This is a genomic window from Nonomuraea roseoviolacea subsp. carminata, from assembly GCF_024172185.1.
Classification (GTDB): domain Bacteria; phylum Actinomycetota; class Actinomycetes; order Streptosporangiales; family Streptosporangiaceae; genus Nonomuraea; species Nonomuraea roseoviolacea.
In genome coordinates, this window is sequence record NZ_JAMZEC010000001.1 from 1,284,244 (window position 1) to 1,296,001 (window position 11,758).

Annotated in this window: 10 protein-coding genes; 7 read left to right on the forward strand and 3 right to left on the reverse strand. The window is 74.3% G+C overall.

The features are described from left to right. Positions 1-20: 20 nt before the first annotated feature. Positions 21-1,919 carry a glycoside hydrolase family 127 protein gene (locus HD595_RS05870; RefSeq protein ID WP_253766341.1) on the reverse strand — a complete coding sequence of 633 codons (1,899 nt, stop codon included), beginning with the start codon at positions 1,917-1,919 and terminating at the stop codon, positions 21-23. 355 nt (positions 1,920-2,274) lie between these two features. Here HD595_RS05870 and HD595_RS05875 point away from each other — a divergent pair, with 355 nt between their 5' ends. The 5 genes from HD595_RS05875 (at position 2,275) to HD595_RS05895 (ending at position 7,603) form a co-directional block, all read left to right on the forward strand. Then, positions 2,275-2,637 (forward strand): Zn-ribbon domain-containing OB-fold protein, encoded by a 363-nt coding sequence (locus HD595_RS05875; protein WP_253766343.1) that lies wholly within the window; start codon positions 2,275-2,277, stop codon positions 2,635-2,637. After that, the gene (locus HD595_RS05880) at positions 2,634-2,969 is read left to right on the forward strand and encodes a VOC family protein (RefSeq protein WP_253766345.1); all 336 of its coding nucleotides are present in this window, start codon (positions 2,634-2,636) and stop codon (positions 2,967-2,969) included. Before HD595_RS05875 ends, HD595_RS05880 begins: the two co-directional genes overlap by 4 nt. A gap of 164 nt (positions 2,970-3,133) precedes the next feature. Then, the gene (locus HD595_RS05885; RefSeq protein ID WP_253766347.1) at positions 3,134-4,693 is read left to right on the forward strand and encodes a class I adenylate-forming enzyme family protein; all 1,560 of its coding nucleotides are present in this window, start codon (positions 3,134-3,136) and stop codon (positions 4,691-4,693) included. Between the two features lie 3 nt (positions 4,694-4,696). Continuing rightward, positions 4,697-6,802, forward strand: a complete 2,106-nt coding sequence (locus HD595_RS05890; protein WP_253766349.1) for an acetate--CoA ligase family protein — start codon at positions 4,697-4,699, stop codon at positions 6,800-6,802. A gap of 51 nt (positions 6,803-6,853) precedes the next feature. Next, positions 6,854-7,603 (forward strand): glucose 1-dehydrogenase, encoded by a 750-nt coding sequence (locus HD595_RS05895; RefSeq protein WP_253766351.1) that lies wholly within the window; start codon positions 6,854-6,856, stop codon positions 7,601-7,603. Positions 7,604-7,673: 70 nt separating this feature from the next. Here HD595_RS05895 and HD595_RS05900 read toward each other — a convergent pair whose 3' ends face one another. Continuing rightward, positions 7,674-8,306, reverse strand: a complete 633-nt coding sequence (locus tag HD595_RS05900; RefSeq protein ID WP_253766353.1) for a PaaI family thioesterase — start codon at positions 8,304-8,306, stop codon at positions 7,674-7,676. 22 nt (positions 8,307-8,328) lie between these two features. Beyond that, entirely contained in the window at positions 8,329-9,783 is a 1,455-nt protein-coding gene (pdxR, locus tag HD595_RS05905; RefSeq protein WP_253766354.1) for a MocR-like pyridoxine biosynthesis transcription factor PdxR, read from the reverse strand. A 58-nt stretch (positions 9,784-9,841) separates the two neighbouring features. Here pdxR and HD595_RS05910 point away from each other — a divergent pair, with 58 nt between their 5' ends. Together HD595_RS05910 and HD595_RS05915 are read left to right on the forward strand one after the other, a co-directional pair. Then, a complete protein-coding gene (locus HD595_RS05910; protein WP_253766356.1) occupies positions 9,842-10,294 on the forward strand; it encodes a carboxymuconolactone decarboxylase family protein in 453 nt (150 codons plus the stop codon). Positions 10,295-10,377: 83 nt separating this feature from the next. Then, positions 10,378-11,613, forward strand: coding sequence for an MFS transporter (locus tag HD595_RS05915; RefSeq protein WP_253766358.1), 1,236 nt, complete (start codon positions 10,378-10,380; stop codon positions 11,611-11,613). Positions 11,614-11,758 lie beyond the last annotated feature (145 nt).

Sequence of the window (11,758 nt, forward strand, 5' to 3'; positions counted from 1 at the left end):
GCGGCGGCCTGGGGCTGCCGTCACCGCGACCTGACCCACACGCGCATGGCCTCGGGCCTGCGGTTGCCCCACAGGAAGTAGGGGACGAGGGCGGCGCAGAGGTCCGCCGCCGGGCTGGCAGGAGGCTGCGCGTCGTACTCCGGGTACAGCTCCGCCGGCGGCTGCTCGGCGACGCCCGCCGGCACCCGGAGGACGACGGCTCCCGGCAGTTCCTCGGACCCGCCGATGTTTGCGCTAACAACATCGGCCGGGGACAGTACGAGGTCGTCCACGGAGGCCGGCACGTCCTGCTGCTCGACGCAGTAGACCAGCGGCCCGCGGGCGACGGCGACCGCGCCGCGGGCCGCGTCCACGTACGGGTGCGGCACGTGGGCGCGCACCGGCATCGGCAGGCGCAGGCGCAGGACGTCCCCCTCGGCCCAGCGGCGCTCGACGGTCAGCCAGCCGTCCTCCGCCGCCACGGGCTCGCCGTCCAGCGTCGCGCCGCGCGCCCACGCGGGGATCCGCAGCCGCAGGGCGTACGGACGCCCGGGGGCGCGCTCGATCGTGACGCGGACATCGCCGTCCCAGGGGTAGGCCGTCTCGACGGTCAGCGCGACGTCGCCGGTCTCGACGCGGGACTCGGCGTACTGGGCGAGGTAGAGCACGCCGTCGCGCTCGGCCGCCATGTAGTCGCCGAGCTGGGCCATCCATCGCACGATGTTCGGCGGGCAGCACGGGCAGCCGAACCACGAGCGGCGCAGCTCCTCGCCGCCGGTCTCGGCGCCGCTGCGCTGCTGGTGGTCGGGGCGGCGCTGGAGCGGGTTGTCGTAGAAGAACGCCCTGCCGTCGGCGGACAGGCCCACCGCGTAGGCGTTGTAGAGCACGCGCTCGAAGACGTCGAGGTGTCGGGCGCTCCCCGTGGCCAGGAACATGCGCCAGCCCCACTGCATCGTGGCGATGGCGGCGCAGGTCTCGCTGTAGGCGCGCTCGGACGGCAGCTCGTAGCGGTCGCCGATGGCCTCGTCGGAGTGCCGGCTGCCGAGCCCGCCGGTGATGTAGAGCTTGGTGGCGACCATGTCGTCCCAGAGGCGCTCCAGCGCGTCGAGGAGCGTGCGGTCGCCGGTCTCGACGGCGACGTCGGCCGCCCCGGCGGCGAGGTAGGCCATGCGCACCGCGTGCCCGGTGACCGACGGCAGCTCGCGCAGCGGCACGTGGTCCTGGAAGTACTCCGGCGGGAAGATGCTGTGCCTGAGCCGGCCCCGGCCGCGCCGCTCGACGAACAGCGCGGCCTGTGTCAGGTAGTCGCGCTCGCCGGTCTCCCGGTAGAGCTCGACGAGCGCCATCTCCACCTCGGGGTGGCCGCAGACGGCCTCCTCGCGGCCCTCGCCGAAGCGCCGTACGACGAGGTCGGCGAACCTGACCGCCACGGCGAGCAGCCGGTCGTCGCCCATCCGGCGCGAGGCGGCGACGGCGGCCTGGATGAGGTGGCCGAGGTTGTACATCTCGTGCCCCCAGGCGAGGTCCTCCCACGGCTTCTTGGCCGCGGCGGGGTCCTGGAAGAACGAGTTGAGGTAGCCGTCCTCGGCCTGGACCCGCTCCAGCAGGCCCACGACCTCGTCGAAGAACTCCCGCTCGGCCTCGCCCGCCGCGCCCCGGCCGATCTCGTACGCCAGACCTTCGAGGGTCTTGTACAGGTCGGTGTCGAGGAACGGGTAGCGGCCCCGGTAGGGCGGCGCGTCGTCCTCGGTCAGCCGGCGCAGGTTGGCGACGTTGCCGGCGGCCCGGAGCTGCTCGACGGTGTGCGGGATCGTCGCGCGCCGGTTGCGCTCCTGCCAGTCACGAAGCAGGCCACCGGTGATGCGGACGCCCGCGACCGGGGAGACGGCCCCCGCCCCGGTCCGTACGGCTCCGGCCGGTGACGTCGACTTCAGGGGCATGCGGGCGGCTCCTCCGGTATGTGTGCCATTGCACTTGTGCTGTGTGGCATTGCACTGCACCCTAGAGCTGTGGCTGATGGCCGCCAAGAGGCCATCGACAAAGTGCGCAATTCGTTATAAAACCCCATAGAGCATGAATTTTCGCCGCATTTCCCCTGCGTGTGGGGGGTGCGGCGGGCAGCCGGCGGCTTCCAGGCCGCCGGGCGATGACCTGTGCCCCAAGCCGCCCTCCGCACCGCGAGCGGCGGCGCCGGACAGAGCAATTGCACACGGCGCATCCTCCGCTGTGCGGAGCCGTGCCCACGTGCGCACGCGCCCTTGTCCGCTAACCAAGCGTGCGCTAGCTTGGCAATCGATGACCGGTGACACCTCCGCCTACTGGGCCGCCTGCAGGCGCGGCGAGCTGGTCGTCCAGCGCTGTACGGACTGCGGCCGGCGGGTCCACCTCCCCGAGGCGGCCTGCCCCTGGTGCGGCGGAGGCGGGCTCGTCTTCGAGCCGGTCTCCGGCGACGGCGTGGTGCACACCTACACCGTCGTGCACCGGTCCTTCGCCCCCGGCTACCGGGGACGCGAGCCGTACGTGCTGGCCTGGGTGGACCTGCCGGAAGGGGCCCGCGTGTTCGGGCAGGTCGTGGGCTGCGCGCCGGATGAGGTCCGCATCGGCATGCCGGTGCGGGTGACGTTCGTGGACGACCTACCGCATTGGAGACCCCTGTGAGCGTGCTCGGCAAGCTCGGCAACGTGCTCATCCCCGTCGCCGACCTCGACCAGGCGATCGCCTTCTACGGGCTGCCGGTGAAGTTCCGCGACGGCGACAGGTTCGCCGCGCTGGACGGCGGCGGCGTGACCGTGGCGCTGGCCGGCCCCGCCGAGCAGGTCGCCGACACGGCGGCGCCCTCGTACAAGGTGGACGACGTGGCGCGGGCCGTGCGCGAGCTGGCGGCGCGCGGCGGCGAGGTGGTGCGCGCCCCCGAGGAGGGGCCGCACGAGACGCGCGCCGTCCTGCGCGACCCGTCGGGCAACGTCTTCGTCCTGTACGCGCCTCTCTGACGCCGCGCCCTTCTGACGCCGCGCCTCTCCGACGCCGCGCCGCTCCCGTCCGGTGAGCGCCCCGCCGACCCGCCGCACCCGACCCCGGCCACCCGCCGGCCCCTGCTCCGCTCCTCCCGCCGGCCCCTGCTCCGCCAGCCCGACCGCCTGATCCGGAGGCCCCCATGGCGCGATCCCCCTACGGCAACTACGGCCACGCGATCCTGACCGCCGGGGCGATGCGCACCCCGGACCGCGAGGCGCTCACCTACTGCGGCGAGCGCCGCTTCACCTACGACCGGCTCAACCGGCTCGTCAACCGCCGCGCCCACGCCCTCCTCGCCGCCGGCATCACCCCCGGTCAGCGGGTCGGCGCGCTGCTCAACGAGACCCTGCACGTCGCCGAGGTCTACCTCGCCCAGGCCAAGACGGGCGTCGTCACCGCCGCGCTGAACCCGTACTGGCCGGTCGACACGCTGCGCGCGGTCGTCGAGCAGTCGGGCTGCACGGCGTTCGTGTACGACGCGACCGTGGAGGCGGCCGTGGCGGAGATCCGGCCCGCGCTCCCGGGCGTGACCACCTGGATGAAGGTGGGCGGGCCCGGCGACGGCGCGGTGGACCTCGACGCGCTGGCCGCCGAGGCGTCCGAGGAGGAGCCGCCGATCGCGGGCGGCCACGACGACCCGCTCGCCCTCTACTACACCTCCGGCACGACCGGGCTGCCGAAGGCGGTCGTCCACACGCACGCCTCGTCGCTGGCCACGGCCCAGATCTGGCTGGACGTGCCGCGCGGGCCCGAGTCGGTGTTCGGCACCGGCGCCATCATCTGGGGCATCGGGTTCCCGGCCATCGTGGGGCCGGCCCTGTACGCGGGCATGCGGCTGGTGCTGGAGCAGGACTGGGGCCCCGCCAACTTCCTGCGCGTCGTGCCGCGCGAACGCGTCACCCACGTGTCGCAGATCCCGTCGTTCTACGCGGCGCTGCTCGGCTCGGCCGGGCACGAGGGCGTGGACCTGTCGTCCGTCGAGGTCATCATGCTGGGCGGCGAGCCGCTGACCGCCACCATGCTCGACCGCATCAAGCAGCGCCTGCCCGGCGCCGCCGTCTACTCCTACTACGGCCAGACCGAGGCCCCGTACACCTGCATGGGCCGCGTCGACGACGGCTCGATCCCGCTCGGCTCGTCGGGACGGGCCCGCACCGGCAACGCGGTCCGCGTGACCGGCCCCACCGGCGAGCGGGTGGTCGGCCGGACCGGCGAGATCAACCTCGCCGGCCCGCACGTGATGGCCGGCTACGACGGGCTGCCGGACCGGACGGCCGAGGTGCTGCGCGGCGGCTGGTACGTCGGCGGCGACCTCGGCACGGTGTCCGAGGACGGGGTGCTGCGGGTGCTCGGGCGGCGCGAGGACGCGATACTCAAGGGCGGCGTGTGGAGCCAGCCGGTGGCCGTCGAGGAGGCGGCCGCGGCGCTGGACGGCGTCGCCGAGGCGGGCGCGGTGGGCGTCCCGGCGCACGTGGAGGGCCAGGAGGCCGTGGAGCAGGAGATCCTGCTGGCCGTGGTGCCCCGCGCCGGTCACACCCTCGACCCGTCCAAGCTGGCGCTGGCCCTGGCCGACACGCTGCCGGCGCACCAGCGGCCCGACCACATCGTGGTGGCGGACGAGCTGCCGCACTTCCAGGACGCCTCGGGCGGGCCGGGCAAGCTGCTGCGGCGGGAACTGCACCGGCTGCTGGAGCGCTGAGGGATGGCGGTCGGCGGCGGCGAGAGCGGGCCCGTTCCCGGGGTCGTCTTCGAGCACGAGGCCAAGGCGCTGCTGCGGGAGGCCGGGGTGCCGGTGCCGCGCGGCGTCGTGATCACCGGGCCCGCGCCGGACTTCGGGGCGGTCGGCGGGCTGTCCGAGCCGGTGGTGCTCAAGGCGTTCGGGCCGGGGCTCGTCCACAAGTCCGACTCCGGCGCGGTGCGGCTCGGGCTGCGGCTCGCCGAGGTGGCGGACGCGGCCGGGCGGATGCGCGAGGCGCTGGCCGCGCGCGGGATCGCGCCGAGCGGGTTTCTCGTGGAGGAGCAGGCCGCGGCCGGGGTCGAGCTGATCGCCGGGCTGGTGCGCGATCCCGGGTTCGGGCCGGTGCTGCTGACGGGGCTCGGCGGGGTGTGGGCGGAGGCGCTGCGCGACACGGCCCTCGCCCTGTGCCCGGTCTCGGAGGACGACGTCCGCCGCATGCTCGGCTCGCTGCGCGGGTCGGCGCTGCTCCACGGGTACCGGGGCGGGGCCGGGGTGGACGTCGGCGCGGTGGTCAAGCTCCTCATGACGCTGGGCGGGCCCGGCGGGCTGTGGGAACGGCTGGAGCTGGGCGAGTTCGAGGCCAACCCGGTGATCGCCACGCCGTCGGGCGTGGTCGCCGTGGACGCCCGCTACCTGCCGTCCGCGTCCCCGACGGGACGCGCGACCGGCGGCGGTGACTTCCGGAAGCTGTTCGAGCCGCGCTCCGTGGCCGTGGTCGGCGCCTCCACCACCCGCCCGAACTTCGGCAACATGTTCCTCGACTTCTACCGGGCCGCCGGGATGCCCGTGGTGGCGGTGCACCCCGAGGCCGCCGAGGTCGCCGGGGTCCCGGCCGTGCCGTCGCTGGCGGCGGCGGGCGCCGACTACGCGCTGGTCGCGGTCCCCGCCGAACGCTGCGCGGACGTCGTGCGGCAGGCGACCGGCGTGGCGTACACGCAGGTCATGAGCGGAGGGTTCGGCGAGGCGGGACGCCCCGAGCTGGAGGCGGACCTGGTGGAGGCGGCGCGCGCGGCCGGCACGCGGCTGCTCGGGCCCAACTGCATGGGCGTGTACTGCCCGCGGGGCCGCCAGACGTTCACCGGCGGCGGCCTCGGCCCGCCCGGGACGGTGGCGCTGATCTCGCAGAGCGGCGGCCTCGCCGGCGAGGTGATCAAGGTCGGCGAGCGGCGCGGCCTGGCCTTCAGCCGGGTCGCCACCGTGGGCAACGCCGCCGACGTCACGCCCGCCGAGCTGCTGCGCTGGCTGTCGCACGACCCCGAGACGCGGGCCGTGGGCCTGTACCTGGAGGACCCGCGCGAAGGGCGGGCCCTGTACGAGGCGCTGGCCGCGACCACGCTGCCCGTGGCGCTGCTGGTCGGCGGGCGCAGCGCGCAGGGCCGCCGGGCGGCGGCCTCCCACACCGGCGGGCTGGTCGGTGACGGGCGGATCTGGCGGGCGCTGGCCGAGCAGACCGGCGCCGCGCTGGTGGGCAGCCAGGACGACCTGATCGGCGTGCTGTCGTTCTTCCAGGCGCACGGGGCGCGGCCCGCGTCCGGCGACGGGGCGCTGGTGATCGGGCCGAGCGGCGGGGCGAGCGTCCTCGCGGCCGACGCGTTCGACCAGGCCGGGGTAGGGCTGGAGCCGCTGCCCGGCGACGCCCTGCCCGACCTGCGCGGGCTCGGCCTCGGGGCGGGCAGCACGCTGGCCAACCCCCTGGAGGTGCCCGTCGGGCCACGCGGCCGCCCCGAGCTGGTGCGGCGCGCCGTCGCCGCGATCCTGCGGCGCCGGCCGTACCGGGACGTGGTGGCGCACGTCAACGTGCAGAGCTTCTTCACCTACGGCACGTCGGCCGAGCCGCTGCTGGAGTACGCCCGGGCCCTCGGCGGGGCGCAGGAGGAGCTGGCCGGGACCAGGTTCACGCTGGTCACGCGCAACGGCGAGTGCGCGCCGGCGGGCGTGGAGGACGAGGTGCGGAGGATCGCCGGGCGGGCGGGCGTCCCGGTGTACCGGTCGATGGAGGCGGCGGCGGTGGCGGTCGCGGCCGGCCGGACCCTCGACCGCCTCGCCTTGGACGGGCGGGCGGGATCGTGAAGGCCGGCGCCGGAGCGGCCGGCGTTGGCGTGGGAGCGGCGGGAGGTCGCGGTGGGACTGCTTGACGGCAAGGTGGCGCTGGTCACGGGCGGCGCGCGGGGCATGGGCGAGGCGCACGTGCGGCTGTTCCGCGAGGAGGGCGCCGAGGTGGTCTTCGGCGACGTGCTCGACGAGGAGGGCAAGGCGCTGGCGGAGGAGACGGGCGCGACCTTCGTGCACCACGACGTGACGGACCGGGAGGAGTGGGCGCGGGCCGTGGGGACCGCGGTGTCGCTGCACGGCCGCCTGAACGTCCTGGTCAACAACGCCGGGATCCTGAAATTTCGGCGTATCGCGGATATGGAGCCGGAGGAGTTCGACCGCGTGATCGAGGTGAACCTCAAGGGCACGTGGCTCGGCGTCAAGTCGGTCATCGAGCCCATGAAGGCGGCCGGGCGCGGCTCGATCGTGAACATCTCCTCGATCGAGGGCTTCGTCGGCGCCGAGGGACTGTCGGCGTACGCGGCCTCGAAGTTCGCGGTGCGCGGCGTGACCAAGTCGGCGGCGCGGGAGCTGGCCCCCTTCAAGATCCGCGTCAACTCCGTGCACCCCGGCGCCATCAACACGTCCATGGCCATGAACCCGGACATGATGGACGAGGTCGACGCCGAGGCGTTCGTGCGGGCCATGGTGATCAAGCGGTTCGCCAAGCCGGTGGAGGTGTCGCACGTGGTGGCGTTCCTGGCCTCGGACCGGTCGAGCTACTGCACGGGCGGCGAGTTCACGGTGGACGGGGGCCTGACCACCGGAGCCGGCTACTGAGGACGCCGGCGAGACGGGGCGGGCGCTCGGGACCGGACGGGTACGCGCGGCGAGGCGGGGGCTTCAGCGGTCAGGTGACCTTGAGGCCCACCCACTCGGCCGGCGTGATGAACAGGCCGGTCGCCTCCACCAGGACGGTGCCGTCCGGCAGGGCGATGCGTCCGTCGGCCCACGACTTGCGGCCCTCCGACCGGGTGTGCTCGGCGGTGGCGACGAGCGGCCGACCGTACGGGACGGTCGCCCGGTAGCGGACGGTCAGCGTGCCGGTGAGCCCGGCCACCCCGGCGGCGGCGACCGCCTGGCCGAGCACGTGGTCGAGGATCATCGCGCTGATGCCGCCGTGGACGGCGGAGGGCGGCCCCTCGTGCAGGGGCCGGAAGGCGATGTCGGCCCGCACGCCGCGCTCGGGGTCGCGCTCGACCACGAGCGGGAGCGCGTGCGGGTTGGCCGCGCCCGTGACGGCGTTGCCGAGGTGCCGCACAGTGCCGTCCGCGCCGATCTCCAGCGGCTGCGGCGTCTCCCGCGCGGCCGCGCGCAGGCGGGCGGTCAGGGCGGCCAGCTCGGCGGCGACGGCGGCGATCTCGCTCCCACCCACCTCGGTGAGGGCCACGGCGTCCATGAAGTCCCTGGTCTCCTGGGCGAGGGCGCAGAGGGCTTCGAGGCGGGCGTCCTGGGCGTCTTGGGCGGCGACGTCGATCGTCATGGAACGCATTCTAGAACATGTTCTAGAGACGGTGATCGGCGCGTTCCTCCCGTGGGTCGGGCAGGGCGAGGCAGAGGGCGTCCAGGGCGGCCGCGACCGCGTGTTCGGGTGGTGTGCCGTAGCCGATGACCAGGCCGTCGCGCGGTGGCATCGTGCTGTCGGGGTGCCGGTAGGGGCTCAGGCCGTCCAGGGCCAGGCCGAGGCGGCGGGCGGCGCGGAGTGCCGCCCGCTCGGTGCCCGGGGGAAGGTCGAGGACGGCGTGCAGGCCCGCGGCGATGCCGCTCACGGTGATGTGCGGAGCGCGTTCGGCGAGCGTGGCCGTGAGCAGGTCACGACGACGCCGGTAGATCCTGCGCATGCGGCGCAGCTGGCGGTCGTAGGCGCCGCCGGCGATGAAGTCGGCGAGGGTGAGCTGGTCGGTGACGCCGGACGAGAGTTCGCGCGGTCCTTTGGCGGCGAGGACGTCGTCCACCAGCCGGCCGGGCAGCGCCATCCAGCCGAGCCGGAGCGCGGGTGACAGGCTCTTGCTCGTGGAGCCGAAGTAGACGACGCGGTCGGGGTCGAGGCCCTGGATGGCGCCGACCGGTTCGCGGTCGTAGCGGAACTCGCCGTCGTAGTCGTCCTCCAGCAGCAGACCGCCGGTCGCGCGGGCCCAGTCGAGGACGGCGGCCCGGCGGCGCGGGTGCAGCGCGCCTCCCGTGGGGTACTGGTGCGCGGGCGTCAGCAGGACGGCTCGCGCGTCGGTGTCCGGCAGCCGCTCGACGCGCGCGCCGCCGCCGTCCACGGTGAGCGGCACGGTCTTCAGCCCCGCCTCCATGAGGATGGAGCGGTGGAAGTCGAGCCCGTACGACTCGACCGCGACCGGACCGCGCAGGACCTGGCACACCAGCCGCAGCCCGTGCGCGAAGCCCGAGCAGATCACCATGTGCTCCGCCTTCGTGCGCACGCCCCGGGTACGCGCCAGGTACTCCACCAGCGCCTCGCGCAACTCCGGCCGGCCCCGGGGGTCGCCGACGCCGAAGGCGTCGTTGGGCGCCTTCGCGAGCGCGCGGCGGGCGGAGGCGATCCAGGACGCCCGCGGGAAGGCGGCCGCGTCGGGGGAACTGGGCATCAGATCGTGCACGACCCGCACGCGGGACGGACGCGCGGGGGAACGCCGGTCGCCGGGCTCCAGGGGCGCGACGCGGCGCGCGACCTGCGTGCCCGACCCCTGACGGGAGGTGAGCCAGCCTTCCTCCACGAGCTCCGAGTACGCCGCGGCGACGGTGTTGCGAGCGATCCCCAGGTCGAGGGCGAGGGCGCGGTAGGGCGGCAGCCGGGTGCCGGGCGCCAGCCGCCCCGAGCGGATCGCCTCGCGCAAGGCCCGCGTCAGCCGCACGCGCGCGCCGCCGCCGCCGGCGAGTTCCAGGTGCAGGTCGCTGCCGCCGTCCGCCGGCGGGCCGCTCACCGCCACGTCCGGTGCCGGAAATTGACCCACGAAATGTCCACGAAAATGCACCATAGCGTGGGCCGATCCCGCTTCTAGGGTCGGGAGCATGACGAACGTCGCCATTCCCCCACGCATGAACATGTCCGTTGTCGCGCCCAGGATCTTCAGGGCCGTGCTGGCCCTGGACGCGGCGGCCCGCGAAGGGCTGGACCAGGTCCTGGTCGAGCTGGTGCAGATCCGCGCCTCCCAGATCAACCGGTGCGCGTACTGCATCGACTACCACACCGGCGACGCCCGCCGGGCGGGCGAGAGCGAGGCGCGCATCCACCAGCTGAGCGCGTGGCAGGAATCCAGCCTCTACACCGCGAAGGAGCGCGCCGCCCTGGCGCTGACCGAGGCGGTCACCCTGCTGCCCCAGGGCGTCGAGGACGAGGTGTACGACGAGGCCGCGCGGCATTTCGACGACAAGGAGTTGGCGCGGCTGATCGCGTTGATCTTCACGGTCAACGCCTGGAACCGCATGAACGTGACCACGCGCAAGACGCCCGGCACCGAGTAGCGGCACCTCCGTCCGCTCCACCGGTGGCGGCCGCCTCGCCGTGGCCGCCACCTCGTCATGACCGCATCGGAAAGGCCGACACCGTGACCTCCACCGACGTGCCGCCCCCGCGCCCGGCCCGGGACACCGTCCCCGCACCGGTCCGGGGCTGGCTCGCGATCCTTGCCGTGACGCTGGGGATCTTCGCCCTGATGACGTCCGAGCTGCTGCCCGTCGGGCTTCTCACGCCGATCGGGGCCGCGCTGGACGTCTCCGAGGGCACCACCGCGCTCATGGTGACCGTGCCCGGGCTGGTCGCCGCCGTCGCGGCGCCGATCGTCACCGTGGCCACCGCCCGGATCGACCGCCGGCTGGTGCTGGCCCTGCTGATCGGGACGGTGGGCGCGGCCAACCTCGCCTCCGCCTTCGCCACCGGCTTCGCCGTCGTCCTCCTCGCCCGGTTCCTCATCGGCGTCAGCGTCGGCGGCTTCTGGTCGCTGGCCGGGGGCATCGCCCTGCGCCTGGTGCCCCGGCACCACGTCGCGCGTGCGACCGCCGTCGTCTTCGGCGGCGTCGAGACCGCCTCCGTCCTCGGCGTGCCCGCCGGCACCCTGGTCGGCGACCTCAGCGGCTGGCGCACCGCGTTCGCGGCCGTGGGCGTGCTCGGCCTGGTCTCGCTCGCCTGCATGGTCGTCGTGATGCCGAGGGTGGCGCCGGAGCGCACGATGACGTTCGCGGACCTGCCGAAGGTGTTCCGGACACACCTCGCGCTGCGCGTGGGCATCGCCATGACCTTCCTGGCCGTCACCGGGCATTTCACCGCCTACACGTTCGTCCGGCCGATCCTCCAGGACGACGGCGTGTCCGACGGCCTGATCAGCGTGCTGCTGCTGGTCTTCGGCGTCGCCGGCATCTGCGGCAACTTCGTCGCCGGCGCCCTGGTCACCACACGCCTGCGGCAGGCCGTGTGCGGCATCGCCGTGCTCCTCACGGCGTCCATGGCCGCCCTCGCCATGACCGATCACAGCGCTGTTTCGGCGGCCGTGGTCCTCGTCGTCTGGAGGCTGGGGTACGGCGCCGTCCCGGTCACCTTCCAGACCTGGATCCTGAACGCCGCGCCGGCCGCCACCGAGGCCGCGTCCTCCCTGTACGTGTCGATGTTCAACCTGTCCATCGCCCTCGGCGCCCTCGTCGGAGGTCTGGCCGTGGACGCGCTCTCGACGGTGAGCGCGCTGTGGATCGGGGGCGCGCTGGCCGTTCTGGTGCTGCCGGTCGCCGGCCTGCCGGTCGCCCGCGGGATGGCCGGCCGCACGGCTTCCGGCTCGGGGCCGGCCGAGTGAGCGCGTGGCGACTCACCGTGATGCGCAACGATCCGCCCGGCGCAACAAGCTAGATCTTTTACCTATAAACGACACGTTCTTTGGACAAATCTGGCAAGCTCTTGACCTGCACCTTCACCTCCGCCACCAGCGCGACACGCGCGTG